Below are 26370 nucleotides of genomic sequence, written 5' to 3' on the forward strand. Positions count from 1 at the left end.
ATCACCGCGCCTTGTCCGTGCCGGGCTTCGCGGTGCCGGGCGGCGTCGCGGGCTGGGCCGGGTCGAAGTCGACCGGCAGATGGGGAGCCTTGGTGCCGGACGGCGGGACCTTCAGCGTCTTGAGCGCGAATTCCATGACCTGCTTGAAGACCGGGCCGCAGATGGAGCCGCCGAAGTAGCTGCCCCTGGTCGGGTTCTGGATCACGCAGGAGACCGTGACGCGCGGGTCGTCGGCGGGCGCGAACCCCAGGAACGACGATGTGTAGCCCTTGTACTTGCCGGTCTCCGGGTCCACCCGGTTGGCCGTACCGGTCTTGCCCGCGACACGGTATCCGGCGATCCGCGCGTGGAGTCCGGTGCCCTGTTCGTCGCCGACGACCGATTCGAGCATCGTGGAGAGCGTCTTGGCGGTCTGCGCGCTGACCACCCGGGTCTTCTTGGCCGGGTCCGCGGGGACGTAGCGGCCGTCGGGTCCCGTGGTGCCGCGGATCAGCGTGGGCTGGACGCGTACGCCCCCGTTGGCGATCGTCGAGTAGACCGAGGTGGCCTGGAGCGCGTTGACCGACAGGCCCTGGCCGAACGGGATGGTGAACTGCTGGGAGGCGTTCCAGTCCTGCGGCTTGGCCAGGATGCCGGGTGTCTCGCCGGGGAAGCCGATGCCGGTGGGATCGCCGATGCCGAATTTCTTCAGGTACGAGTAGAGCACCCGGTTGGCCTGCGGCTGGGTCGTGCCGAGCTGCTGGCTGGCCAGGATGGTGCCGATGTTGCTGGACTTGGCCAGGACGCCGTTGAGCGTCAGGTACCAGGTGCCGTGGTCGACGTCGTCGTGGAAGACCCGGTCGGCGCGCGGCAGGGTGCCGGGGACGGTGACCCGGGTGTCGGGGGTGGCGGTGCCGGTGTCGAGGATCGCGGCCATCGACATCAGCTTGCTGACGCTGCCGGGCTCGTACGCGTCCTGCATCGCCGCGTTGCCGAGCGCGCGCGGGTCGGCGTGGGCGAGGTCGCCGGGGTCAAAGCCGGGGGCGTCGGCCATGGCCAGCACCTCGCCGGTTCTGGAGTCCTGGACGATCACATAACCGCGGTCGGCCTTGGACTTCTGCACCTGGGCGGTGATCGCGCTCTGGGCGGCCCACTGGATGTCCCGGTCCAGGGTCAGCTCGACGTCGGAGCCGGGCACGGCGGGGTGTTCCTGGACGCCCGCGGTGGGCACCTGGCGGCCGTCGGACTGGGCGTAGCGGATCTTGCCGTTCTTGCCCGCGAGTTCCTTGTTGAGCATGGATTCGAGGCCGCCGCCGCCCACGCCCTGGCTGTTGACGAAGCCGAGGACGCCCGCGGCCAGGTCGCCGCCGGGGTAGACGCGTTTGGTGTGGGTCTCGCTGAAGACCCCGGCCAGCACGTTGGCGCCCTGTCCCCTGGCGTACGTGGCGGCGAACGCCTTCTTCAGGTCCTTGATCTGGTTCCAGACCTGCGGGGACTGCTGGCGGGCGATCACCTGGTAGCGGGACTTGGGGGTGGCCAGCGCCTTGGCGATGGCCGTCGGGTCGCCGCCGACGATCGGCGCGAGCAGTTCGGCGGCCTGGAGCGGCGCGTCCTTGGTCTTGGTCTGTTCCGGGGTGAACAGATACGGGTCGGCGGTGATGTCGTACGCGTCCACGGTCGTGGCCAGGTCGACGCCGGAGCGGTCGGTGATGGTGCCGCGGTCGGCGGTGACGTCGTGGGTCACCCAGCGGTTCACCGCGGCCTTGGCCGCGTAGGTGGAGGCGTCCACGGCCTGGACCTGGAGCAGCCGGATCACGAAGGCGGCCATCACCAGGGTGAGGGCGACGCCGACCAGCCGCAGCCGGGGCTTGGGCCTGCCGAGCTTGACCAGCCGGGGGCCGCGGGGGGCCCGCGGCGGCGGGGCGGTGCGGCGCGGGCGGGGGGCGGCAGGGCGCTGGCCGAGCCGCTGGCCCGCGCGCTGGGCGGGTCGGGGCGCGGCGCCTTCGGGGCGGGGGCGGCGAATCCGGCCCGCGGGGGTTCCTGCGGCTCCGGCCGCCGCGCCGCCCGCGTTGCCCGCTCCGGACGCGCGGGGGCGGGGCGCGCCGGGGCGCGGGGCGCGGCCCGGCTGCGGTCGTCTCGGCTCGCTCACCGGCCGGCCCTCCGCGCGGGGCGCGGGGAACGGGCGGTCGGGGAGGGTGGCTGAGGCTTCACGAAGTCACCTGCCGGGAGGAGTGGGAGTGGTCGTGGCGGCGGCGTGCGCGCCGCCGGGGGTCGTGGGTGCCGAAGGAGTGGTGCCGGGCGCGCCGGTCGGCGACCCGGTCGCGGCGGCGTCGGCCGCCCCGGTCGGGGTGCCGCTCGGCGGGGTCGCGGTGGGCGTGCCGGTCGGGGCCGGCGGCGCCTTGCTGGTCGGCGGCGGCGCGGGCGGCGCCGTGGCCTCCTCGGGGGTGCCCCGGACGCTGCCGTCCGGGTTGAGGAAGGCCGGGTTGCCGCCCGGCACCATGCCGAGCTGCCGGGCGCGCTGTTCCAGGCCGCCGGGGGCCGCGTACTGATCGACCTCCTGCTGGAGCTGCTGCTGCTCGTCCGTGTAACCGTTGGTCTCCTTTTGAAGCTTGTTCAGCTCGAAGGAGTCCTGGTTGACCGCTCCGTTGAGCAGCAGCAGGGAGAGCAGGCCGCCCGCGAGGAGGGTCACGACAAGAAGGACGAACGGCATACGGGCGGCGGTTGCGGACCGGGCGGACCCGCGGCCCGCGGACGGCCGCACGGACAGGCCGGGCGCGCGCGGCGGCCTGGGCACCCTCGCGGTCCCGCGGCGCGGCTCCCCACGGTCCTGGCGCGGCGGCCGGTCCTGGCGGGCGGCCCGCTCGCGGGACGGTTCCTGACCGGCGGCCCGCTTACGGGGCGGTTCCTGGCGCGGGGCGCGGCCACGGGCGGGGTCCTCGCGCGGGGTGCGTCCGCGCGCCGGTTCCCCGCGTGCCCGGCCGTCGCCCGGCCGGCCCTCAGGTGACCGGTCCCGGCGTGCCCGGTCGTCGCCGGGGGGCCGTCGCCGGTCCCCCGGCCGGTCCTGGCTCACCGCGCGTCCTCGCGGATCCGCTCGGCGCCGCGCAGCCGGGCGGGCGCGGCCCGCCGGTTCTCGGCGATCTCGTCCTCGGTGGGCAGTTCCGCGCCGCGGGTGAGCAGCTTGAGGCGGGGCTGGTACTGCTCGGGCACCACCGGCAGGCCGGGCGGCGCGGTCGTGGCGGCCCCGGCCGCGAGGACCTGCTTGACCAGCCGGTCCTCCAGCGACTGGTACGACAGCACGGCGATCCGGCCGCCGACCGCGAGCGCCCCGACGGCCGCCGGGACCGCGCGCTCCAGCACCGACAGCTCGCCGTTGACCTCGATCCGCAGGGCCTGGAAGGTCCGCTTGGCCGGGTTGCCGCCGGTGCGCATCGCGGCCTGCGGCAGCGCCGTACGGATCAGCTCCACCAGGCGCGCGCTGTTGCTGAACGGCTCCCGTTCCCGCTCGCGCACCACCGCGTCCACGATCTTGCGGGCGAATTTCTCCTCGCCGTAGGCGCGCAGGATGCGCACCAGGTCGCCCGGCGGATACGTGTTGAGCACCTCGGCGGCGCTGATCCCGGTGGTCTGGTCCATCCGCATGTCCAGCGGCGCGTCCTGGGCGTACGCGAAGCCGCGGCCGGCCTCGTCGAGCTGCATGGAGGAGACGCCGAGGTCGAACAGGACGCCCTGGACGCGGACGATGCCGAGCCGGTCCAGGACGTCGGGCAGCTCGTCGTAGACCGCGTGCACGAGGGTGGCGCGGTCGCCGAAGGGCGCGAGTCGATCGGCGGAGAGCTTCAGCGCCTCGGTGTCGCGGTCGAGCGCGACCAGCCGGGCGGCGGGGAACGTGCTGAGCAGCGCCTCGCTGTGGCCGCCGAGGCCGAGGGTGGCGTCCACGACGACCGCGCCCGGCTCGGCGAGCGCGGGGGCCAGCAGGTCCAGGCAGCGCCGGAGCATGACCGGCACATGGCGCGGCTCGGGCTGCGCGGGGGTGGTGTCGCTCATGGGGCCCTTCTCGGCGGTACGGGGGACGTAGAACCGGGTCCCCGCCCGCTCGAAAGGAAACGTTCCCCTGGCACCGGGGAAGTGGTGCCAGCGGAGCGGCAGAGCGGGAGGAGGCCGGGCCGTACGTCCGCGCGGTGGTACGGAGTCAAGCGTGGGGTGCGCGCAGGTGCGCCGGGGCGCGGACCGGTCGGGCCGCGCTCACAGTAATCCGGGCGGAACCTCCTCGGACAGGGCCGAAAAGGTGTCTTCCTGGGCCGCGAGATAGCCCTCCCAGGCGGTCGCGGACCAGATCTCCACCCGGCTGCCCGCGCCGATCACCGCGCAGTCCCTGACCAGCCCGGCGTAGGCGCGCAGCGGCTGCGGCACCGTGACCCGGCCCTGCTTGTCGGGGACCTCGTCATGCGCCCCGGCGAACAGCACGCGCAGGTAGTCCCGCGCGCCCTTCGAGGTCAGCGGGGCGTCGGACAGGCTTCTGGTGGCGGCCTTGAAGCCGTCGACCGACCACACGCACAAGCAGCGTTCCTGCCCCTTGGTGATCACCAGTCCGTCGGCGAACTGCTCGCGGAACCTGGCGGGCAGCACCAGCCGGTTCTTGTCGTCGAGCCGCGGGGTGTACGTCCCGAGGAACATGCACACCTCCAGCAGACGGCACCACTTCGCGCCACTTTACTCCACCGGCCCCCACGGTCAACGCAGAGCGGAGCCGGGCGCGTCACGTCCCGCGCGGCCTCCGCGTCACCCTTCGCGTCATCTCGCGTCACCCCTCACGTCCCCTCGCGTCACCCCTTTCCGGTGAGCCCCGGAGGGCGTGTGGGCTACCTCACACATCGTGGAATTGCCGATGCTTATCCTTTTTGAGCCGAAATTTCGTGGGAACTCACAGCAGGTGGAACGGCACCCGGAGCCGTACCGTCAGAGACATGTCGATATCTGCCAGTGGTTCCCCAGCGCCGACCGACGTCAGCGGCCGCTCCGGAGACACCGCCACCGCGTCCGTTACCGACCGGCTCGTCGCAGCCAACCAGCGCTACGCCGACGCGTTCCAAGACCCCGGCATGGATGCCAGGCCCGTTCTGAAGGTCGCCGTCGTGGCCTGCATGGACGCCCGCATCGACCTGCACCGGGCGCTCGGCCTGGAGCTGGGCGACTGCCACACCATCCGCAACGCGGGCGGCGTGGTCACCGACGACACCATCCGCTCCCTCACCATCAGCCAGCGCGCGCTGGGCACCCGCTCCGTCGTGCTGATCCACCACACCAACTGCGGCCTGCAGAGCATCACCGAGGACTTCCGTACCGAACTGGAACGGGAGGTCGGCCAGCGGCCGACCTGGTCGGTGGAGGCGTTCACCGATATCGACCAGGATGTCCGGCAGTCGATGAACCGGGTGCGCACCTCGCCCTTCCTCGCGCACACCGACGACGTGCGCGGGTTCGTCTTCGACGTGCACACTGGTCTACTCCGGGAAATCACGAACAAGTAACGGCAGGCGAGTGACGTGGGGTGCCGCGTAAGGGAAGAATGCATCGTGCGGCACCGCACTGCCTCGCCCGGCGCGAGCACGAGCGGCACGCAAGTGGGGTGGGCCGGTCCAGGGATGACCGTGTCCCGAGGAACATGGCCGAGGAGTACCGGGTGACGACCTTTGACGCACGAGCAAGCCTGAGCGATCTGACGACGACCGCTGACCGGGTGCGCCGCAGTGTGGAGAACGTGATCGAGGGCAAGCCCGAAGTCGTCCGCATCGCACTGACGGTGCTGCTCGCCGAGGGACATCTGCTGATCGAGGACGTGCCGGGTGTCGGTAAGACGATGCTGTCCAAGGCCCTGGCACGGTCGATCGACTGTTCGGTGCGGCGCATCCAGTTCACACCCGACCTGCTGCCGTCCGACATCACCGGTGTGAGCGTCTTCGACCAGCAGCGGCGGGACTTCGAGTTCAAGCCGGGCGCGATCTTCGCGCAGATCGTGGTCGGCGACGAGATCAACCGCGCCTCGCCCAAGACCCAGTCGGCGCTGCTGGAGTCGATGGAGGAGCGGCAGGTCACCGTGGACGGCACCACGTACGAACTGCCGAGCCCCTTCATGGTGATCGCCACCCAGAACCCGGTGGAGATGGAGGGCACCTATCCGCTGCCCGAGGCGCAGCGGGACCGGTTCACCGCCCGGGTCTCGATCGGCTACCCCAGCCCGGACGCCGAGTTGAAGATGCTCGACGTGCACGGCGGTGTCTCGCCGCTCGACGACCTCCAGCCCGTCGCGCACGCCCACGAGATCGTCAAGCTCGTCGAGGCCGTACGGATGGTGCATGTCTCGGAGCCGGTACGGCGGTACGCGGTGACGCTGGTCGGCGCCACCCGCAACCACCCCGATCTGCGGCTCGGCGCCTCGCCGCGCGCCACCTTGCACCTGGTGCGGGCCGCCAGGGCCTCCGCCGCGCTGGACGGCCGGGACTACGTGCTGCCCGACGACGTGCAGGGCCTGGCCTCCTCCGTACTGGCACACCGCCTGCTGCCCACCGCGCAGGCGCAGTTGAACCGGCGCACCCCCGAACAGGTGGTCGCCGAGATCGTGCAGCGCGTCCCGGTGCCCGACCCGGCGGCCGGCGGCTGGCCGCAGAAGCCGTCCGCCCGCCCGCAGGGCCTGCGGGGCCTGTGATGGCGACGCCCGGCGCCGGGACCCCGCCGCCGACCCGACCGCCGCAATCCGCGCCGCAGCCGCAGCGCGGTCCGGCGCAGGGCCGCCAGGGCGGCCCGCCGGGCGCCGCGGGACCGCAGCAGGCGAGCGGCGGATTCCGTACCGCGCTCGGCGGACTCACCACCCGGGGCCGGTCCTTCGTCGCGGCCGGGGTCGCCGCCGGGATATGCGCCTACGTGCTCGGCCAGCCCGACCTGCTGCGGGTCGGACTGCTGCTGGCGATCCTGCCGCTGGTCTGCGTCGCCGTCCTGTACCGCACCCGCTACCGGGTCGCGGGCAGCAGGCGGCTCGCCCCGTCGCGGGTGCCCGCCATGTCGGAGTCCCGCGTGCACCTGCGGGTCGACAACGTCTCGCGCATCCCCACCGGACTGCTGATGCTCCAGGACCGGGTGCCGTACGTGCTCGGCCCGCGCCCGCGCTTCGTGCTGGACCGGGTGGAGCCCGGCGGCCACCGCGAGGTGTCCTACCGGGTCCGCTCCGACCTGCGGGGCCGCTACCCGCTCGGCCCGCTGCAACTGCGGCTGACCGACCCCTTCGGCATGTGCGAACTGACCCGCTCCTTCAGCGCGTTCGACACCCTCACCGTGGTGCCGCGCGTCGAGGCGCTGCCGCCGGTACGCCTGGCCGGTGAGGCCAACGGCTACGGCGAGAGCCGCACCCGCGCGCTGGCCTTCGCCGGCGAGGACGACGTCATCCCGCGCGGCTACCGGCACGGCGACGACCTGCGCCGGGTGCACTGGCGCTCCACCGCCAAGTACGGCGAGCTGATGGTGCGCCGCGAGGAGCAGCCGCACCGCGCGCGCTGCACCGTCCTGCTGGACACCCGGCGCTCCGCCTACTACGGCGCGGGCCCCGACTCGGCGTTCGAGTGGGCGGTCTCGGCCGCCGCCTCGGTCTCCACCCACATGCTGGAACGCGGCTTCGCGGTACGGCTGCTGACCGACACCGGCAGCAGCGTCCCCGGCCCCGAGGGCACCGGCGGCTACGTCGGCGACTCCTCGGACATGGCGGGCGTCCTGCTGGACACCCTCGCCGTGGTCGACCACTCCGACGACCTGGCGCAGTCGCCCGGCTCCGGCTCCGGCCCCGACGCCGCGCACAGCGACGGCCTGTCGCGCGCCTACGAGGTGCTGCGGTCCAGCCACGAGGGCCTGCTGGTGGCCTTCCTCGGCGACCTGGACGAGGAGCAGGCGGCCAACGTCGGCCGGATGCGGCAACGGGCGGGCGGCGCCGTCGCGTTCGTCCTGGACAGCGACGACTGGACGGCCCGCGAGCCGGGCGCCAGGTCGGAGCCCCCGGCCGAGCACGGCGCGCGGGAGACCGGCGCCGAGGACGACGACACCCCGACACCGCTGCGGATGCTCCGCGAGGCGGGCTGGACGGTGCTGTCGGTACGCGCCGGGGACTCGCTGCCGGAACTGTGGCAGCGGGCCGACCGTTACCGCTCACGCGAGGAACAGCAAGAGGCAGGGGCCACAACATGAGCGGACGTGCCCGGCTGACGGTGTGTGCGGCGGCCGCCTCCGTGATGGCCGCCTGCTCGCTGCTGCCGCTGGCCACCCCCGCGGGCTGGATGTTCCAGGCCGTGCTCTTCGTGGCACTCCAGTCCGGGGTCGGCGCGCTGGCCCGACGGGTGCCGCTGGCCCGGCCGTTGACCGTCCTCGCGCAGGCGGTGGTCTCACTGCTCGTGCTGACCGTGATGTTCGCGCCGCACCAGGCGCTGGGCGGCGTCATCCCCGGTCCCAACGCCTTCGTCCACCTCAGCGACCTGGTACGCGACGGGCTGACCGACGTCAGCCAGTTCGCCATCCCGGCGCCGGTCACCCCCGGCATCAGGATGCTGCTGGTCGGCGGTGTGCTGGTGGTCGCGCTCGCGGTGGACGCGCTGGCCGTCACGTACAACAGCGCGGCCCCCGCGGGACTTCCGCTGCTGGCGCTGTACTCGGTGGCCGCGGGGCTGTCCAACGGCGGTGCGCAGTGGCTGTACTTCGTGGTCGCCGCCGCCGGTTACCTGCTGCTGCTCCTGGCCGAGGGCCGGGACCGGCTCTCGCGCTGGGGCCGCGTGTTCGGCGGCGGTCCGCCGGCCAACGGCTGGGGCGGCTCCGCCAACCCGGCCTCCGGCAGCCGGGCGCTGGCCCCGGTGCGCACCGGCCGCAGGATCGGCGTGATGGCGCTGGGCCTGGCCCTGGTCGCGCCCGCCGTGCTGCCGTCGCTGGGCAGCGGCCTGCTGGACACCTCGGGCACCGGTACGGGACCGGGGCGCGGCGGCACGATCTCCGCGGTCAACCCGGTGGTGGCCCTCCAGGACAACCTCAACCAGCAGGACAACCGCGAAGTCCTCTCGTACAGGACCAACTCCACCGATCTGTCCAGCATGTACTTGCGGATCGTGGCGCTCGACCAGTTCGACGGCACGCAGTGGCAGCCGTCGAAGCGGAAGATCGAGGACATCCCGTCGGTGCTGCCGCAGCCCGCGGGCATGGCCTCCGACGTGAAGTACTCCAAGGTCCAGACGACGGTGAAGGTCGACGACGGCTACGCGCAGGGCTGGCTGCCGATGCCCTTCCCGGCGCTGGGCGTCGACGTGTCGGGGCACTGGCGGTTCGAGCCCGAGGGCCGGACGATCATCGGCGACCGCGGGCAGAACACCTCGGGTCTGACGTACTCGGTCACGAGCATGCAGGTGCAGCCGACGGCCGCGCAGCTCGCCGCCGCGCCCCCGGCCACCGGACGGGTCGCCGAGGAGTACACCAAGGTGCCCGGCTCGCTGCCGAAGGTGGTCGCGCAGACCGCGCAGCAGGTGACGGAGTCGGCGAACAACGACTACGAGAAGGCGCTGGCGCTCCAGCGGTACTTCACCTCGGGCGCGTTCGTCTACAACACCAAGGCGCAGTCGGGCACCGGCGTGGACGCCATAGCGCGGTTCCTGCGCACCAAGGAAGGCTTCTGCATCCACTTCGCCTTCACCATGGCGGCGATGGCCCGCACGCTGCACATCCCGGCGCGGGTGGCGGTCGGCTTCACCCCCGGCTCGCAGCAGGGTTCGGACGGCACGATGTCGGTGGGCCTCAAGGACGCGCACGCCTGGCCCGAGCTGTACTTCGAGGGCATCGGCTGGACCCGTTTCGAGCCGACCCCGTACCGGGGCACGGCCCCCTCGTACACCCAGACCACGACGCCCTCGGGCACCAACGAGCCCGCCGACCAGGGGCAGCACGGCACGGCGACGACGCCGACCCCGACGCCGTCGGCGAGCGCGAGCTGCGGCAGCGACAACCGGGCGCAGAGCTCCTGCGACAACACGGCGGTGGCCGCTTCCGGCGGTTCCGGCGGCGGCGGATTCGGCGGCGGCAGGATCGCCGTGCTCACGCTGCTCGCGCTGCTGGTGCTGGCCGTCCCGCTGCTGCCCATGCTCTGGCGGCGCCGACAGCGGTCCAGAAGGCTCGGCGGCGGACGTGACAGGGCCGAAGGGCTCGCCCTGTCCGCCTGGCGCGAGGTGGTCGACACCGGCTGGGACTACGGCGTCCCGCCGGACGACTCCGAGACCCCGCGGCGGGCGATGGCCCGGCTGGTCCAGGACGGCGGTCTGACCGGCCAGGCCGCGGTCTCCGCGGGCGCCCTGGCCACGGCGGTGGAGCAGGTGCTCTACTCGCCCAGGCCCCAGCCGGTCACCGGGTTGCCGGCCGATGTCCGGCACGTCCGCGAGGGCCTGCACGCGGCGGCCGGGCGCCGCGGTCGCCTTCGGGCGGTGCTTCTGCCGCGTTCCTCCGCCCGGGTGATCTGGCAGCTTTCTGACCGGTGGTCCGCGGTCACTCTCCGTCTGTCCGAGGCCGGGCATCGCCTTGTCGCTCCGCTGAGGAGGCGCCTGGCCCGCCAGGCGTGAGTCCCCACCGCGCGGGTGGGGCGCCCCTCAGGGGGCTGCGCCGTCCGCGCGGGGCGTGCCCCCGTCAGGGGCGGGAGGAACAGCGCGCCCGCCCCCAGGGGCCGGTGGTCCGGGATCGACCGGACTGCCCCGCCGGGGCGGGTGGTGACCTGCGGGAGCGCGGCCGGCGACTGACCGCGCGGTTCCTCAGCGCGGCCGGCGACTGACCGCGCGGTTCCTCAGCGCGGCCGGCGGCGGACGGCGCGGTTCCACCCCCCGGCTAACGCTGGGAGGTGCCCCCAGCGCCCTTCCGGGGCACAAGCCTCGCGCCGGCACGGCCTCAGGGGCCGCGACCCTCAAGGATCGGCTCGCCGCACGGCGACAGGTGGGCGCCCAGGGGGCAAAAAGATCGGCGCACCGCCGGGAGGGTGCGGGACCCTCGGACGGTGCGCCGTGCTGGCGGAAGTGACCCTCTAGCGGCCACCCTGCTGCTCGTCGCGGCGGCGCTGCCACCGCTCCTCGATCCGGTCCATGACCTTGCCCCGCTTGGCCTGGTTGCGGCGGCTGAGCCGCCGGCCGGGTGCGCCGGGGGCACCGGGAACCCCGGCGGCGGGCGCCGCCTCGCCCGGCTTGCCCGCCTTGCGCCAGCCGGTGACGGCCAGCACCGCACAGGCCAGCATGACCAGGAAGCCCACCACACTGATCCAGGGCTGCTTGGCGATCATGCCGCCCATGAGCAGCGCGATACCGACCAGGAAGCCCGCCACCGACTGGTAGACACGCCGCCTGGTGTACGTGCGCAGCCCACTTCCCTCAAGCGCCGACGCGAACTTGGGATCTTCGGCGTACAGCGCTCGCTCCATCTGCTCGAGCATGCGCTGCTCGTGCTCCGAGAGCGGCACGGAGTCCTCCTACTCGTCGGTCGCAGGGGGGCGACCGGTCCGACCCTTTCAGGATAGGCAGGGATTCGCCCCCATGAAACCCGCCCCACTACGCCAATCCGACGGGGGCTTCATTCCCCGTCCGCCGTTACGTCATGCCAGCATACGGTCAGCAATGGCGGTACGGGGGGCCTGTGACCGACTACTCCGGCCGGTGGCGGGGGCGGGTGAAGCGGAAGAGGTCCTTCCGGGGGTCGCGCGGGCTCCGTCAGCCGCGCTCGCCGAGGACGTGGAGCTGGGTGGCCACCGAGTGGAATCCGGGCTCCTCCGCCGCTGCCAGCTCCAGCCGCAGCAGCGCCTCCAGGGCGCCCGGCTCGGTGTCGACCAGGACGCCGGGGACGAGGTCGGCGAAGACCCTGATGCCGTGCACGGCGGCGGCCCGCAGGCCCGCGTCGGTGACCAGCCGGGTGAGCTGGTCCGCGGTGTAGCGGCGGGGCAGCGAATCGCCGTCGCCCCATCGGCCGTCCGGGTCACCGAGGGCGTGCTGGGCCTCCGCGAAGTGCCCGGCGAGGGCGCGGGCCAGTACAGCGCCGCCGCGGCCCGCCGCGAGCAGGCTGAGGGCGCCGGAGGGGCGGAGCGCTCCGACCACGTTGCGCACGGCCTCCGCCGGGTCGTCCACGTACTCCAGGACGCCGTGGCACAGCACCATGTCCCAGCTCGCGCGGGGCACGATGTCGGGCAGCCCGTGGGTGTCACCCTGGACGGCGCTGACCCGGTCGGTGACCCCGGCCTCGGCGGCTCGGCGCTCCAGTGCGAAGAGCGCGTCGGGGCTGGGGTCGACGACGGTGACGCGGTGGCCGAGCCGGGCGACGGGCACCGCGAAGTTGCCGGTGCCGCCGCCGGTGTCCAGGACGTCGAGTGCCGCCGTGTCCGCGGTCTTGGCCCGCCGTTCGAGAGCGTCCTTGAGGACCTCCCACACCACGGCGGTACGCAGACTGGCACGGGGGCGCATCGGGTCCACCCCTCCTTGACGGGACATGGCGCGCGGCTCCTCGCAGGGGCTGGTCACATCGGGCGGCTCCACTCTAGAGCCCCCGGCCGAGGTGGGGCCGCCGCGCGCGCGGCCGGGTGTCATGGTCCAGGTGCTCGTGCGTGACCAGGACGACGGGGCCGCCGCGCGCGGCCGGGTGTCAGTTGGCGCGTCTGCGGGGTGGCTCCGCGGCCGCGGGGGCCGGGATCAGGGGCGGCTTGCCCGCGAGCGCGGGCTGGAGGAGCAGCATGCGCTCCACCAGGCGCAGGAACATGGTCGCGGCGCGCAGCAGGTCGTCGGCGTCGCGGGGGCCCGCGGCTCCGGCTATGCCGGCCTCGGCGCGGGCCCTGCGGGCCGCGCCCGCCTCGAACAGGGCGCTCCACTCCGCCAGTTCGGGCGCGACCTCGGGCAGCACCTCCCAGGCGGTGCGTATCCGCTGGCGGCGGCGCGGGGCGGGCTCGGGTCGGCCGCGTACCGCGAGCACCGCGGCGGCGGTGCGCAGGGCGGCGAGGTGGGCGGTGGCGTAGCGCTCGTTCGGAGTCTCCAGGACGGCGGCCTCTTCGAGGCCGAGGTGTGCCTGGGTGAGCAGGTCAAGGGCGGCGGGTGACGCGGTGGCGCGGCGCAGCACAGGATGGATGTCGCTTACGGGAGCTGCCATGGCGAGCCTCCTTTCTCCGTGCCACCCATAGTGGGGGCTACCACTGACAATCGGTCCTGACCTGGGGTAACGCCCGAAAACGGGACATTGGCGCGGTGGCCGGAATCCGCCGGGTGAACGTGCCCGGTGAACATGCCGGACGCCGGACAGGCAGAATCGGCACCATGACCACCGCACGACGCCAGGCCACTCGTCAGAAGCTGTACGAGGCCGCCGTCACCCTCATCGCCGAACAGGGCTTCTCCGCCACCACGGTCGACGAGATCGCCGAACGGGCCGGGGTCGCCAAGGGCACCGTCTACTACAACTTCGCCAGCAAGAACGACCTGTTCGAGGAGTTGCTGCGGCACGGCGTGGGTCTGCTGACCGTCTCGCTGCGCGAGGCCGCGCAGGACGCGGAGGCCAAGGGCGGCGGCAAGGTCGACGCGCTGGACGCGATGATCCACGCGGGGCTCGACTTCATCGTGCGCTACCCGTCCTTCACGCAGCTCTACGTGGCCGAGCTGTGGCGCACCAACCGCGCCTGGCAGGACACGCTGATGATCCTGCGTCAGGAGGCGGTGGCGGTGGTCGAGAAGGTGCTGGGCGAGGCCGTGGCGGCGGGTGAGCTGAACGACGAGATCGACGTACCGCTGACGGCGTCCGCGCTGTTCGGGATGGTGCTGGTCGCCGCGCTGGACTGGCAGGCGTTCCAGCCGGAGCGCGGTATCGACGAGGTGCACGCGGCGCTGTCCCGGCTGCTCCAGGGCAGGGTCGGCGGGCGTTCGGCGCGCCAGTGAGCGGTCCGCGGGTGCGCTGTTCTGGCAGGGTCCGGTCCCCCGCAGGTCCGTGCCAGAACAGCGCCTCCCCCGTGCGCCCCCCGTTCACGTACGGACCGGTGTACTTCCGCCGCCCCGTGTCGGCGGTTCTGGCACCGAAGCCCGTCCGCGGTCCCCACTCTTCCGGTTTCCCGGCCGACGCCCCATCCGCGAACGTACTCAACCGCGCGTCTAGGTACGGATACTCATGACCGCGCGATTTCACTCGGTGACAGTGGGCGCGGTTCGCTAGAGTCCCGCGCATGTCCGTACTTCCGCTGGTCTTCACCAGCGGCTGGGCGAGCGGGATCAACGCCTACGCCGTCGTGCTGCTGCTCGGTGTGATGGGCAGGGCGGGTATCACCGACGAGGTGCCGCTCTCGCTCCAGCGCACCGATGTGCTGCTGATCGCGGCCGCCCTGTTCCTCTGCGAGGCGGTGGCCGACAAGATCCCTTACGTGGACTCGGCGTGGGACGCCGTGCACACGGTGATCAGGCCGGTCGCGGGCGCGGTGGTGGCGGCGCTGCTGGCCGGGCAGTCGGGTTCGCTGTCGGAGCTGGCGGCGGGCGCGGTCGGCGGGTCCACGGCGCTGGCCAGCCATCTGGTGAAGGCGGGCACGAGGCTGGCGGTGAACACCTCGCCCGAGCCCGCGAGCAATATCGTGGTCAGCCTCGCCGAGGACCTGGGCGTCGCGAGCATCGTCACCTTCGCGCTCTTCCATCCGCTGCCCGCCGCGATCATCGCGGCGGTGCTGCTGGTGCTCGGCATGACCGTCGTGCTCCTGCTGCTGTCCCGGATCCGGCGCGCGCTGCGCCGCCGCAGGGAGCGCAGGGAGCGCAAGAACCGGAACGGCACCCCGGCGCCCACCTGAGAGCCTGTCGGGCGGCCTTCGATACAGTCCCTGCCATGGCACGGATTGCGGTGATCGGCGCGGGTATGGGCTCGCTGGCGGCGGCGGCCAGGCTCGCCATCGGCGGCCACCGGGTGGTGGTGCACGAGCGGTCGGCGACGTACGGCGGCGGTGTGGGCCGGGTCGAGAGGGACGGTTTCGCCTTCGACACCGGCCCCGGTCTCCTGCTGCTGCCCGCCGTGCAGCGCGATCTGTTCGTCAAGACCGGCCGGGAGTCGCTCGAACAGTCCGTCGGTCTGGCGCAGGCCGATCCGGCCGCCCGCCACGTCTTCGCCGACGGTACGGATCTGACGCTGCCCAACGCGTCGCGCTCCGGGGTCATAGAAGCGCTGGACGGCGCTCTGGGGGCCGGGAACGGCGAGCGGTGGAGCGAGGTCATGCTGCGCGCCCGGGAAGCCTGGGAGGCCACTCGCAGGCCCTTGTTGGAGGACGCGGTGTCCGGGGCGACCGCCGCGCTGCGCGAGGATCCGTATCCGGCGGCCGGGAAGCGCGGTCTGCTGCGGCGCGCGGCGCGGGCGCGGACCCTGTCCGCCGTCGCGGACGGCGAGTTGCGCGACCCCCGGCTGGCCGCGCTGCTGGAGAGCTATCCGCTCGACTACGGCCTCGACCCGCGCACCGCTCCCGCCTCGGCGACCGTACTGGCGTACGTGGAGCAGACCTTCGGCGTCTGGTACGTACCCGGCGGGCTGCGGGCGCTGGCCGACGCGGTGTACGCGCGCTGCCTGGCGCGGAAGGTGGAGTTCCGGTTCGGCGCCGAGGTCACCGGGGTGCTGGAGAAGGACGGCCGGGCCGCCGGGGTGGAACTGGCCGACGGCGGTACGGCGGAGGCCGACTTCGTGGTGGCGGGCGCGCCGCTGCCCGCGCTCTACCGGGACCACGTGCTGCCCTGGGAGTCCGAGGACGAGTTGCCCGACTGGGGCCCGCGGCACCCGCGGGGCGTCCTCACCGTCCACATGGCGCTGCGCGGCGCGCGCCCGGCCGACGCCGTGCACCGTACGGTCGTGCACGCCCCGGACCGCGAGCGCGCGCTGACCTGGGCATTCGACTCCCCCGGCACCACGGACGCCGTCCCCACGGTGACGGTGCTGCGGCCCGACGACCCCGCGCTGCGCCCGGACGACGGGCACGAGGCGGTCACCGTGAGGGTGACCGTGCCGCCGCACGGCCGGGCCGGCCTGGACTGGACGGCTCCCGGCGCCGCCGACGCCGCCGCCGAGCGGGCGGTGGCCGCCGCGGAGGCGGCCGTACCCGGCCTGCGGGAGCGGGAGTTGTGGCGGATCGTGCGGACACCGGCGGACACGGAACGCGAGACCGGCGCACCGGGCGGCTCGGTCCCCGCCCCGGCGCTCGCGGGCGCGCACGGCTCACTGCTGCGCTCCCCCAACGCCGACGCGCTGCCCGGTCTCTACCGGGTCGGCGGCTGGGCCCACCCCGGCGGCGGACTGCCGCACGCGGGCATGTCGGGCGCGATCGTGGCCGACCTGATCATGGGCGGGCCCGGCGGCAGCCGGTGAACGGGCGTGCGCCGCGCGCTCGTTGACGGCTCGCTCGACGGATTCCCGTCCGCTGTCCGCCTCTTGCCGCCCCCGTTACCGTCGCGAAGATCCTTAAGCGGACCACCGCCCGGATTCAACCGATCGGACGGAAAAGCCCGGCGGGCGCTCCGGGGGCGCGCGGTGGCCGCCTAGCGTGAACGGTGGCCCGTGATCACCGAGCGGAAGGCCGTACGAAGCATGCCGCAGCCCTTCGAACTCCCGCAGTTCTACGTGCCGTATCCGGCGCGGCTCAACCCCCACCTGGAACGGGCCAGGGAGCACTCCAAGGCGTGGGCCCGCGAGATGGACATGATCGAGGGCTCAGGGATCTGGGACGAGGCGGACTACGACGCCCACGACTACGCGCTGCTGTGCGCGTACACCCATCCCGACGCGTCGGGTCCCGAACTGGACCTGGTCACCGACTGGTACGTGTGGGTGTTCTTCTTCGACGACCACTTCCTGGACATCTTCAAGCGCAGCCAGGACATGCAGGGCGCGAAGGCGTACCTGGACCGGCTGCCCGCCTTCATGCCGGTGGATCCCGGACAGCCGGTGCCGGAGCCGACCAACCAGGTCGAGGCGGGGCTCGCGGACCTGTGGGCGCGCACGGTGCCGACGATGTCGCAGGACTTCAGGGAGCGGTTCCACGAGAGCACGTACTACCTGCTGGAGGAGTCGCTCTGGGAGCTGTCCAACATCAACGCGGGCCGCGTCTCGAATCCGATCGAGTACATCGAGATGCGCCGCAAGGTGGGCGGCGCGCCCTGGTCGGCGAATCTGATCGAGCACGCGGCGGGCGCCGAGGTACCGGCGCGGATCGCCGGGAGCCGTGCGATGCGGGTGCTGCGCGACTGCTTCGCGGACAGCGTGCACCTGCGCAACGACCTGTTCTCGTACCAGCGGGAGATCGAGGACGAGGGCGAACTCTCCAACGCCGTCCTGGTCCTTGAGCGGTTCCTCGATCTGACCGCCCAGCAGGCAGCGGACCGGGTGAACGACCTGCTGACCTCGCGGCTGCACCAGTTCGAGCACACCGCGCTCACCGAAGTGGAGCCGCTGTTCGGGCAGTTCGGCCTGACCCCGCAGGAACGTCTCGGCGTCTTCGCGTACGTCAAGGGACTCCAGGACTGGCAGTCGGGCGGCCACGAGTGGCACATGCGCTCCAGCCGGTACATGAACGGCGCGGACGGCAGTTCCCGCGCGGTGGGCGCGGGCGCCGGTATCGGCGGCGGCGCGATCGGCGGGCCGACGGGCCTGGGCACCTCGGCCGCGCAGATCCTGCACTCGCTGGCCGCGACCTTGCCGCAGCGCGCCCGGTCCTTCTCGCACGCCCCGCACCAGCGCACCGACACGGTCCGGCGCGCCGAGATCCACATGCCGTTCGAGACCACGCTCAGCCCGCACTTGGACACCGCCCGGCGGCACAACATGGAGTGGGGCCGGGCGATGGGCATCCTCGGCGCGGAGCCCGGCTTCCCCGTCCCCGGCGGGCTGTGGAACGAACGCAAGCTCGCCGACTACGACTTCGCGCTGTGCGCGGCGGGCATCCACCCGGCGGCCTCGCCGGAGGAGCTGAACCTCACCACGGACTGGCTGACCTGGGGCACCTACGGCGACGACTACTACCCGCTGGTCTTCGGCCGGTCCCCCGACGCCGGAGCGGCCCGGCTGGCCACCGAGCGGTTCAAGCTGTTCATGCCGCTGGGCGACGAGCCCGCGCCCACGCCGGTGAGCGCGCTGGAGCGGGGTCTGGCGGACCTGTGGCGGCGCACCGCGGGCCCGATGTCCCCCGACGCGCGGGGCAAATTCCGCTTCGCCGTCGAGGACATGTGCGAGAGCTGGCTGTGGGAGCTGGCCAACCAGAAGCAGAACCGGGTGCCGGACCCGGTCGACTACATCGAGATGCGCCGCAAGACCTTCGGCTCCGACCTGACGATGAGCCTGTCGCGGATCGGCCACGGTGACGCGCTGCCGGACGCCGTCTACCGCTCGCGGCCCGTGCAGTCCATGGAGGTGGCCGCCGCCGACTTCGCCTGCCTGCTCAACGACGTGTTCTCGTACCGCAAGGAGATCGAGTTCGAGGGGGAGATCCACAACGCGGTGCTCGTCGTGCAGAATTTCCTGGACTGCTCGCCGCAGGAGGCGATGGACGTGGTCGGGGATCTGATGGCCGCGCGGATGCAGGAGTTCCAGCACATCACCGAGAACCAACTGCCCACGCTCTTCGAGGAGTTCGCACTCGACGACGCGGCGCGCGAGGTGCTGCTCGGCTACGCGCAGGAGCTGCGCGACTGGCTGGCGGGCATCCTCACCTGGCACGAGGGCTGCCACCGCTACGAGGAGGAGACGCTGCGGAGGGACTTCCCGCACGTGGCCGCCGTGCTGCCCGCCCAGACCTGGGCCGCGCCCAACGGCCTGGGCACGGCGGCGGCCCGGCTGCCGTCACTGCTGCACGCGGCCCGCACCCAGGCCGGGTAGCGGGGCGGCCGGCGGGGCGAACTCTCAGTAGCGGTAGGGGTCGTACGGGTCGGCGTACTGCGGCTGCTGCTCCTGCTGGGGCGGTTGCTGCTGCTCGTACGGCGACTGGTACTGCTGCTGGGGGATGTACGGCTGCGCCTGCGGGTCGGGCTGCTGCTGGTACGGGTAGCCGTACGGGTCGCTGCCCAGCGGCTGTTGCTCCTGCTCCTGCTGACCGCCGTAGGTCTCGTACCGCGGCTGGGGCTGCGGATACGGGTACGGGTAGGGCTCGCCGCCGCCGGCCGGGGTGTCGTAGCCGTAGGGGGCGGGGGCGGGCTCCTGGTAGGCGCCCGGGTCGTAGCCGTATTCGTGGCCGCCCCAGCCGGACTGGTCGGAGCCGTCACCGGCGTAGGAGGCCGCCGCGGGCTGGGGTTCGCCGCCCCAGCCCGCATAGCCCTGCGCGCCGTACCCCTCGTAGCCGCCGCTGGTGTACGGGTCGGGGGTGTACGTCGACTGGCCGTCGTAGACCGGGTATTCGCCGCTGTCCTCGTGCATCGGGACCGGCTGGTAGATCTGGCCGGAGTCCAACGGCCGCCCGCCGCCGAACAGATCGGGCTCGTCCGCGTCGAGTTCGTCGCGCGGACCCGGCTGCCGGGCGGCGGCGAATTCCTCCGGGTACTCCTCCTCGACCGGGCTGACCTCCAGCACCGGCTCGGTCACCCCGCCCTTCCTGCGGCGGCGGCTGGAGCCGGGACGCCCGCCGAGCGCCCAGCCGGTGGAGAAGCCGCGCTTGTAGGAGAGCGTCACGAAGGACTGGCCCGCGCCGAAGGCGAGCGCGCCGAGCACGATGATGATCACATTGCGCTGGGACACGCCGACGACCACGCCCAGGAACCCGGCGAAGGCCAGTACGCGATAGCGCAGCCGCGCCTTGTACTGGAGCAGTACCTCACCGAGCAGCCACAGCGCGACGATTCCGAAGGCGACGTACAGCACCGAGTAGCCCATGCGCCCACTTCCTTAACTGGACCGAGCCGACTGTACCGAGCCGGTCACGTCCGCTGGTGCAGACCGAGGTTCTCGTAGATCTCCAGCGACGCTGTCGAGTGGTTAAGAGTAATGAAGTGCAGCCCCGGAATGTCCTCCGCCATCAGACGGCGGCACATCTCGGTGGTGAACTCGATGCCGATCGCCCGGACCGCGACCGGGTCGTCCTGCACCGCGAGGATGCGTTCGGCCAGGTCGGAGGGGAAGGGGGCGTTGCCGAGCTGGGCGAAACGCTCGATCTGCCGGACGTTGGTGACCGGCATGACCTCGGGAATGATCGGGGTGCTGCACCCCGCCGCGTCGACCCGGTCGCGCAGCCGCAGGTAGTCCTCCGCGTCGAAGAACATCTGCGTGATGGCGAAGTCGGCGCCCGCGCGGCACTTGTCCAGGAAGTGCCGGGTGTCCTCGGCCGGGTCGGTGGAGCGCGGGTGCATCTCGGTGAACGCGGCCACGCCGACGCAGAAGTCGCCGGACTCCTTGATCAGCCGGACCAGTTCCGCCGCGTACGTCAGGCCCTCCGGGTGCGGCACCCACTCCGCGAGCGGGTCGCCCGGCGGGTCCCCGCGCACAGCCAGGATGTTGCGGATTCCGGCGTCCGCGTACTGCCCGATGATGTTGCGCAGCTCGGCCACCGAGTGGTTCACGGCCGTGAGGTGCGCGCACGGGGTCAGCGTGGTGTCCGACACGATCCGGTCCGTGGCCCGCACCGTGCCCTCCCGCGAGGAGCCGCCCGCGCCGTAGGTCACCGACACGAACGTGGGGCCGACCGCCTCGATCCTGCGGATCGCGTTCCACAGCGTCCGCTCGCCCTTCTCCGTCCTCGGCGCGGCGAATTCGAACGAGTACGAGCGCTCGCCCCGCGCCAGGAGCTCACGGATCGTGATCGCCCGGTCTGTTCGCGTGGAAGGTGTCCCCAAAGCCATGCCTTGAAGGCTAGCCCCGGCTGGCCACCGTCCGTAACCGGACGGGGCGATATGACCTCGTACGTCCATTTCCTGGCCACCGGCGGTCCACGGATTGGACACCGGGTGGGCTTGGCGCCCATGCCCGCGCCTTCCCCGGGGCTCGCCCCCCGTCGGGCCCCGCCGAAGCCACCTTCCCCTCCCGCGGGTCCCCGCTTTCCCGGGGCGCGACCCCGGGCGGTCTCTCTGCCGGGGGCGGCACCGTGTAGTGAGGGGCGCGCCCCCGGGCGGTCCCTCTGCCGGGGGCGGCACACCGTGTTTTCCGGGGGCGCGGGCCCAGGCGGTCCCTCTGCCGGGGGCGGTACGCCGGGTTTTTAGGGGCGCGGGGAACTGCGCGCTCGGCCACGGCGGTGGCGCGCCTTTGGAAACCGGCCCCAGCGGGGCAGACGCTGTTGTTTCCGGGCTGACAGCCCGGTGGGGGCGGGCCGCGCAGTTCCCCGCGCCCCTCAAGAGATCGGCCAGCCGCCCTGGCAGAAAGACCGCCTCGGGGCCGCGCCCCGGAAAGACCGGCTTGCCGCCTGCGGGAAAGGACCGTCCAGGGGCCGGGCCCCGGGAATGCTCACCGCCTAGGTGTCAGGCGAGGGCAGCGCGGAGGGCGGAGGCCGCGCCGGCGGGATCGGCGGCCTCGGTGAGGGCGCGGACGACGACGACGCGGCGCGCACCGGCGGCGCGGACCTGGGAGATGTTGTCGAGGGAGATGCCGCCGATGGCGAACCAGGGCCGGTCGGTCGTGAGCCCGGCGGCGTGCCGGACCAGGTCGAGCCCCGGGGCGGGACGCCCCGGCTTGGTGGGCGTGGGCCAGACGGGCCCGGTGCAGAAGTAGTCGGCGCCGGGCTCCACGGCGGCGGCGTCCACCTCGGAAGCGGCATGGCAGGACCGCCCGATCAGCACCTCGTCGCCGAGGATGGCGCGCGCGGCCGGGACCGGCAGGTCCCCCTGGCCGAGGTGCAGGACGTCGGCCCGGGCCGCGTGCGCCACATCGGCGCGGTCGTTGACCGCGAGGAGCTTGCCGTGCCTGCGGCAGACCTCGGCGAGGACGGCGAGGGCCGCCAGTTCGGCCCCCGCCTCGATGCCCTTGTGCCGGAGCTGGATGACGTCCACCCCGCCGCTCAGTGCCGCGTCCGCGAACTCGGCGAGGTCGCCGCGCTCGGTCCTGGCGTCGGTGCACAGATAGAGCCGGGCGGCGGCGAGCCGGTCACGGGCGGTGCCCACGGCGGTGGCGGCGGCGGTGGTCGTCATGCGGGCGGTTCCCCCTGAGGCGTACGGGTTACACGGCGAGCGCCTGCGCTCGGCGCTTCACCTCGGTCCCGCGATTCTCGCGCAGTGCCTGGGCGGGGGTGCCGGGGAGGCTCGGGTCGGGCGTGAAGAGCCATTCCAGCGCCTCATCGTCCGAGAACCCGTCGTCCTTGAGCACGGTGAGCGTGCCGGACAGGCCCTTGGTGATGGCGCCTTCGCCGACGAAGTCAGCGGGCACCATGAGCACCTTGTTCTCACCGCGGCGGACCGCGATGAGCTGGCCCTCCTTGATGAGGGGGCGAATCCGGGTGATGTCGAGTCCGAGCCGCTCCGCGACCTCGGGCAGCGTGAGCCACGAGGGGACGAGAGCGTCAATGTGTGCGTCAACCGACGAGAAAACAGTCACAGGACAAGGGTGCCACCCGCCGCCGACAACCGCTGCGGCACTGCGCCGTTAGCGGGACGCCCCGCTCAGCGCAGGGCCGCCGACTTGAGCTGCACCGCCGGGTCGGCGGCGAGCGCCGGGTCCAGCACCGCCGCGCGGGCGACCAGCTTGCGGGCCTGCGCCAGGTCCCGCGGCCGGTCCACGGCCAGCAGCGCGGCCAGGGCGCCGCCGCGCAGCCAGCACACCGACCAGGACGGGCTCGCCGGGTCGCCGCGCAGCAGCATCGTGTCGGCGCCCGTGTGGTGCCCTGCGTACTGCACGAAGCGGCCGAACTGCTCGGACCAGAAGTACGGCACCGGGTCGTACGCCTCGTCGCCGCCGAGGACGTTGGCGGCGGCGGTCCGCGGGCCCTGCACGGCGTTGTCCCAGTGGTGGATGAGCAGCCGCTCGCCGTAGCGCGCGGACGGGAACGACGCGCAGTCGCCGACGGCGTACACGTCGGACGCGGTGGTGCGCAGCCGGTCGTCGGCGAGTACGGCGCCGTCCGGACCGAGGCCGACGCCGGAACCGGCCAGCCAGCCGGTGGCGGGCCTGGCGCCGATGCCGACCACGACGGCCGCGGCGGGCAGCCGGGTGCCGTCGGCGAGCACCACGGCGCCGGGTTCGACCTCGGCGACGGCGGTGCCGGTGAGCAGCCGTACCCCGGCGTCGGCGTACCAGGCCCGCATGTGGCCGGTGATGGTGGCGGGCAGCGCGCCGGACAGCGGCCGGTCCGCGGCCTCCACGACAGTCACCTCGCAGCCCGCCTGCCGCGCCGCGGTGGCGAATTCGGCGCCGATCCAGCCCGCGCCGACCACCACGACGTCCTTGTGTGCGTCCAGCACCGGGCGCAGCGCCGCCGCGTCGTCCAGGGTGCGCAGCAGGTGGACGCCGGGCAGGCCCGCCGTGCCGGGCAGCGCCACGGGGTAGGCGCCGGTCGCGACGACGAGACGGCCGTAGCGTAGGCCGCCCTTGTCGGTGACGACCTCGTGGTCGCCTGGCCGCAGCCCCTGCGCCCGTACGCCCAGGCGCAGATCCACGTCCAGGGCGTCGAAGTCGACGTCGAAGCGGACGTCGGTGTCCTCGCCCGCCGTGCCGAGCAGGACCGCCTTCGACAGCGGCGGGCGGTCGTACGGAGGGTGCGGCTCGTCGCCGACCAGCACGATGCCGTCCCGCCAGCCCTGCTCGCGCAGGCAGACCGCCGTCTGCACCCCGGCCATCCCGGCCCCGACAATCACGACGTCGTTCACATGATTCACGGTAGTCGGTACGGGCCGCCGACGACGCCGGGCCACCCCCGGGCGGCGGGCGGGGATATGGTGTCGGGGCCAGAGAACACGCGGGAGCCCGGACGCACCGGGCTGAGAGGGCGGCTGGACGGCCGCCGACCGTACGAACCTGATCCGGGTCATTCCGGCGAAGGGAGGGCGGTATTCGATGGGTACACCTGAACCGGCGGCGCCGAGCGGACCGGCGGCTCCGACGGCCGCGCCGCGGAGTTCCCGCGCGGCGGCGTCGTACGACGTCCTGGTGGTGGGCGGCGGCATCATCGGCCTGGTCACCGCCTGGCGGGCGGCGCAGCGCGGCCTGCGGACCGCCGTGGCCGACCCGGACCCCGGCGGCGGCGCGGCGCGGGTGGCGGCGGGCATGCTGGCCGCGGTCACCGAATCGCAGTACGGCGAGCAGACGCTGCTGGACCTCAATCTGGCGTCGGCGCGCCGATACCCGGATTTCGTGGCCGAGTTGACCGAGGCGACCGGCCTCGACGTCGGCTTCCGCGCCTGCGGCACCCTGACCGTCGCGCTGGACGCCGACGACCGCGCGCACCTGCGCGATCTGCACGCCTTCCAGACCTCGCTGGGCCTGCCCTCGGAGTGGCTGAGCGGCCGGGACTGCCGCCGCCTCGAACCGCTGCTCGCCCCCGGTGTCCGCGGCGGACTGCGGGTGGACGGCGACCACCAGGTCGACCCGCGCCGTCTCGCCACGGCGCTGCTGCGGGCCGCGGAGCTGGCCGGTGTGGTCCTGCACCGCTCGGCGGTGACCCGCGTCGAGATCTCGGGCGGCCGGGCCGTCGGCGCGCTGCTCGACGACGGTACGGCGGTCACAGCCGGTCGTACGGTGCTGGCCGCGGGCAGCGAGAGCGGCCGGATCGCGGGCGTGCCCGAGGCCGCGCTGCCGCCGGTACGGCCGGTGAAGGGGCAGATCCTGCGGCTGCGCATCCCGCCGGGCCACGCGCCGTTCCTGTCCCGTACGGTCCGGGCGGTGGTACGCGGCAGCCATGTGTACCTGGTGCCGCGCGAGAACGGGGAGCTGGTACTCGGCGCGACCAGCGAGGAGTTGGGCTGGGACACCACGGTGACCGCGGGCGGGGTCTACGAACTCCTCCGGGACGCCCACGAGTTGGTGCCCGGCATCACCGAACTGCCGCTCACCGAGACCCTGGCGGGTCTGCGGCCGGGGTCCCCGGACAACGCCCCGCTCCTCGGCCGCGGCGCGCTGGACGGCCTGCTGCTGGCCACCGGCCACCACCGCAACGGCGTGCTGCTCACCCCGATCACCGGCGACATCATGGCGGAGGCGCTGGTCACGGGCGAACTGCCCGCGTACGCGCGCCCGTTCGCCGCCTCCCGCTTCGCGGCCGTCCCGGTGCCCGTCTTCCCGGTACCCGCTCCCCCGGCCGCCGCCGCGCGTGAGGAGCAGACCGTATGACGATCACGGTCCTGGTGAACGGCGAGCGCCGCTCCCTGCCCGCGCCCCTCGCCCTCGACGCCCTGGTGGCCGACCTCACCCCGGCCGCCTCCGGCGTGGCCGCCGCCCTCAACGAGACGGTCGTCCCGCGCACCCGGTGGGCGGCGACGCCGCTGTCCGACGGTGACCGCGTGGAAATCCTCACCGCCGTGCAGGGGGGCTGAGGGATGACGACTTCCGCTGTCGACGTCAGCGACTCGTTGCGGATCGGGGATGCCGTCTTCTCCTCGCGGCTGATCATGGGGACCGGCGGGGCGCCGAGCCTGGAGGTGCTGGAGCAGGCGCTGCTCGCGTCCGGTACGGAGCTGACCACCGTCGCCATGCGGCGGCTCGACCCCACGACGAAGGGGTCGGTGCTGTCGGTGCTGCGGCGGCACGGCATCCGTGTGCTGCCCAACACCGCCGGGTGCTTCACGGCCGGTGAGGCCGTGCTGACCGCGCGGCTGGCGCGTGAGGCCCTCGGCACCGACTGGGTGAAGCTGGAAGTCATCGCGGACGAGAGGACGTTGCTGCCCGATCCGGTCGAACTCCTCGACGCCGCCGAGACATTGGTGGACGACGGCTTCACGGTACTGCCGTACACCAGCGACGATCCGGTGCTGGCACGGAAGCTGGAGGATGTGGGGTGCGCGGCGATCATGCCGCTCGGGTCGCCGATCGGGTCGGGGCTCGGAATCCGCAACCCGCACAATTTTCAACTCATCACCGAGCGGGCCGGTGTTCCCGTGGTCCTCGACGCCGGGGCGGGGACGGCGTCCGACGCCGCGCTCGCCATGGAACTCGGGTGCGCCGCCGTCATGCTGGCCTCGGCCGTCACGCGGGCGCGGCAGCCGGTTCTCATGGCCGAGGGCATGCGTCACGCCGTTACGGCCGGGCGCCTGGCCTTTCGTGCCGGGCGTATCCCCCGCCGCCACTTCGCCCTCCCCTCCTCCCCGCCCGAAGGTCTCCCCTCCCTCGACCCCGAACGCCCCGCCTTCTAGGTCCAGGGCCCCGCGTCCACCGCGCACAGGACGTGCCCACCACGACCCTTGAAGGATCGGGCCGCCGCCCTCCGTGAAGGGCCGTACAGGGGCGGAGCCCCGGGGAAGGGCGCCGACC

At 73.3% G+C, this 26370-nt stretch carries 23 protein-coding genes and 1 riboswitch; of the genes, 11 read left to right on the top strand and 12 right to left on the bottom strand.

Annotation, left to right across the window (positions count from 1 at the left end):
• Window position 1: 1 nt before the first annotated feature.
• From ACIP4Z_RS00160 to mraZ, 4 genes are all read right to left on the bottom strand, one after another.
• Complete coding sequence (locus ACIP4Z_RS00160) at window positions 2–2128, bottom strand: penicillin-binding transpeptidase domain-containing protein (RefSeq protein ID WP_391043961.1); 2127 nt, start codon at window positions 2126–2128, stop codon at window positions 2–4.
• A 66-nt stretch (window positions 2129–2194) separates the two neighbouring features.
• Window positions 2195–2689 carry a cell division protein FtsL gene (locus tag ACIP4Z_RS00165; protein ID WP_401303762.1) on the bottom strand — a complete coding sequence of 165 codons (495 nt, stop codon included), beginning with the start codon at window positions 2687–2689 and terminating at the stop codon, window positions 2195–2197.
• Between the two features lie 356 nt (window positions 2690–3045).
• Window positions 3046–4023 (bottom strand): 16S rRNA (cytosine(1402)-N(4))-methyltransferase RsmH, encoded by a 978-nt coding sequence (gene rsmH / locus ACIP4Z_RS00170; RefSeq protein WP_401303765.1) that lies wholly within the window; start codon window positions 4021–4023, stop codon window positions 3046–3048.
• Window positions 4024–4221: 198 nt separating this feature from the next.
• Entirely contained in the window at window positions 4222–4653 is a 432-nt protein-coding gene (gene mraZ / locus ACIP4Z_RS00175; RefSeq protein WP_355334133.1) for a division/cell wall cluster transcriptional repressor MraZ, read from the bottom strand.
• A 290-nt stretch (window positions 4654–4943) separates the two neighbouring features.
• Between mraZ and ACIP4Z_RS00180 the strand changes: the two genes are divergently transcribed.
• The 4 genes from ACIP4Z_RS00180 to ACIP4Z_RS00195 all read left to right on the top strand — a co-directional run bounded on the left by ACIP4Z_RS00180 (window position 4944) and on the right by ACIP4Z_RS00195 (window position 10604).
• Window positions 4944–5507: a carbonic anhydrase gene (locus tag ACIP4Z_RS00180; protein WP_355334136.1), complete on the top strand. Its 564-nt coding sequence runs from the start codon at window positions 4944–4946 to the stop codon at window positions 5505–5507.
• A 152-nt stretch (window positions 5508–5659) separates the two neighbouring features.
• Window positions 5660–6682 (top strand): MoxR family ATPase, encoded by a 1023-nt coding sequence (locus ACIP4Z_RS00185; RefSeq protein ID WP_188283215.1) that lies wholly within the window; start codon window positions 5660–5662, stop codon window positions 6680–6682.
• Window positions 6682–8205: a DUF58 domain-containing protein gene (locus tag ACIP4Z_RS00190; RefSeq protein ID WP_401303769.1), complete on the top strand. Its 1524-nt coding sequence runs from the start codon at window positions 6682–6684 to the stop codon at window positions 8203–8205. Before ACIP4Z_RS00185 ends, ACIP4Z_RS00190 begins: the two co-directional genes overlap by 1 nt.
• Window positions 8202–10604: a transglutaminaseTgpA domain-containing protein gene (locus ACIP4Z_RS00195; RefSeq protein ID WP_391159775.1), complete on the top strand. Its 2403-nt coding sequence runs from the start codon at window positions 8202–8204 to the stop codon at window positions 10602–10604. Before ACIP4Z_RS00190 ends, ACIP4Z_RS00195 begins: the two co-directional genes overlap by 4 nt.
• 452 nt (window positions 10605–11056) lie before the next feature.
• Here the strand turns inward: ACIP4Z_RS00195 and ACIP4Z_RS00200 are convergent, their stop codons facing one another.
• From ACIP4Z_RS00200 to ACIP4Z_RS00210, 3 genes are all read right to left on the bottom strand, one after another.
• Complete coding sequence (locus tag ACIP4Z_RS00200; RefSeq protein WP_355334142.1) at window positions 11057–11485, bottom strand: DUF3040 domain-containing protein; 429 nt, start codon at window positions 11483–11485, stop codon at window positions 11057–11059.
• 247 nt (window positions 11486–11732) lie between these two features.
• A complete protein-coding gene (locus ACIP4Z_RS00205) occupies window positions 11733–12503 on the bottom strand; it encodes a methyltransferase domain-containing protein (RefSeq protein ID WP_391043951.1) in 771 nt (256 codons plus the stop codon).
• Window positions 12504–12654: 151 nt separating this feature from the next.
• On the bottom strand, window positions 12655–13152 hold the full coding sequence (locus tag ACIP4Z_RS00210; protein ID WP_355334148.1) for an SAV_6107 family HEPN domain-containing protein: 498 nt from the start codon (window positions 13150–13152) through the stop codon (window positions 12655–12657).
• Between the two features lie 164 nt (window positions 13153–13316).
• Between ACIP4Z_RS00210 and ACIP4Z_RS00215 the strand changes: the two genes are divergently transcribed.
• The 4 genes from ACIP4Z_RS00215 (at window position 13317) to ACIP4Z_RS00230 (ending at window position 18876) form a co-directional block, all read left to right on the top strand.
• The gene (locus tag ACIP4Z_RS00215; RefSeq protein ID WP_355334150.1) at window positions 13317–13931 is read left to right on the top strand and encodes a TetR/AcrR family transcriptional regulator; all 615 of its coding nucleotides are present in this window, start codon (window positions 13317–13319) and stop codon (window positions 13929–13931) included.
• Between the two features lie 281 nt (window positions 13932–14212).
• Window positions 14213–14821 carry a DUF4126 domain-containing protein gene (locus ACIP4Z_RS00220; protein WP_355334153.1) on the top strand — a complete coding sequence of 203 codons (609 nt, stop codon included), beginning with the start codon at window positions 14213–14215 and terminating at the stop codon, window positions 14819–14821.
• Window positions 14822–14856: 35 nt separating this feature from the next.
• A complete protein-coding gene (locus ACIP4Z_RS00225; RefSeq protein ID WP_401303774.1) occupies window positions 14857–16374 on the top strand; it encodes a phytoene desaturase family protein in 1518 nt (505 codons plus the stop codon).
• A gap of 219 nt (window positions 16375–16593) precedes the next feature.
• Window positions 16594–18876, top strand: coding sequence for a germacradienol/geosmin synthase (locus ACIP4Z_RS00230; protein ID WP_401304989.1), 2283 nt, complete (start codon window positions 16594–16596; stop codon window positions 18874–18876).
• Between the two features lie 24 nt (window positions 18877–18900).
• Here the strand turns inward: ACIP4Z_RS00230 and ACIP4Z_RS00235 are convergent, their stop codons facing one another.
• The 5 genes from ACIP4Z_RS00235 to ACIP4Z_RS00255 form a co-directional block, all read right to left on the bottom strand.
• On the bottom strand, window positions 18901–19863 hold the full coding sequence (locus ACIP4Z_RS00235; protein WP_391159781.1) for a hypothetical protein: 963 nt from the start codon (window positions 19861–19863) through the stop codon (window positions 18901–18903).
• A 44-nt stretch (window positions 19864–19907) separates the two neighbouring features.
• Entirely contained in the window at window positions 19908–20825 is a 918-nt protein-coding gene (metF, locus tag ACIP4Z_RS00240; RefSeq protein WP_355334163.1) for a methylenetetrahydrofolate reductase [NAD(P)H], read from the bottom strand.
• A gap of 612 nt (window positions 20826–21437) precedes the next feature.
• Window positions 21438–22103, bottom strand: a complete 666-nt coding sequence (gene thiE, locus ACIP4Z_RS00245) for a thiamine phosphate synthase (RefSeq protein WP_401303778.1) — start codon at window positions 22101–22103, stop codon at window positions 21438–21440.
• Window positions 22104–22131: 28 nt separating this feature from the next.
• Complete coding sequence (locus ACIP4Z_RS00250) at window positions 22132–22506, bottom strand: Rv2175c family DNA-binding protein (protein ID WP_355334168.1); 375 nt, start codon at window positions 22504–22506, stop codon at window positions 22132–22134.
• A gap of 65 nt (window positions 22507–22571) precedes the next feature.
• The gene (locus tag ACIP4Z_RS00255; RefSeq protein WP_401304991.1) at window positions 22572–23744 is read right to left on the bottom strand and encodes an NAD(P)/FAD-dependent oxidoreductase; all 1173 of its coding nucleotides are present in this window, start codon (window positions 23742–23744) and stop codon (window positions 22572–22574) included.
• A gap of 109 nt (window positions 23745–23853) precedes the next feature.
• Window positions 23854–23966, top strand: a riboswitch (TPP riboswitch).
• Here ACIP4Z_RS00255 and thiO point away from each other — a divergent pair.
• The 3 genes from thiO to ACIP4Z_RS00270 all read left to right on the top strand — a co-directional run bounded on the left by thiO (window position 23962) and on the right by ACIP4Z_RS00270 (window position 26252).
• The gene (gene thiO, locus ACIP4Z_RS00260) at window positions 23962–25233 is read left to right on the top strand and encodes a glycine oxidase ThiO (protein ID WP_401303780.1); all 1272 of its coding nucleotides are present in this window, start codon (window positions 23962–23964) and stop codon (window positions 25231–25233) included. It overlaps the preceding riboswitch by 5 nt.
• Window positions 25230–25436, top strand: coding sequence for a sulfur carrier protein ThiS (gene thiS / locus ACIP4Z_RS00265; protein ID WP_188284340.1), 207 nt, complete (start codon window positions 25230–25232; stop codon window positions 25434–25436). The genes thiO and thiS overlap by 4 nt, the downstream gene beginning before the upstream one ends.
• Before the next feature lie 3 nt (window positions 25437–25439).
• Window positions 25440–26252: a thiazole synthase gene (locus tag ACIP4Z_RS00270; RefSeq protein WP_401303784.1), complete on the top strand. Its 813-nt coding sequence runs from the start codon at window positions 25440–25442 to the stop codon at window positions 26250–26252.
• The last annotated feature ends 118 nt before the right edge of the window (window positions 26253–26370 follow it).

Origin of the sequence: Streptomyces sp. NPDC088910 (assembly GCF_044749865.1) — a bacterium.
Lineage (GTDB): Bacteria > Actinomycetota > Actinomycetes > Streptomycetales > Streptomycetaceae > Actinacidiphila.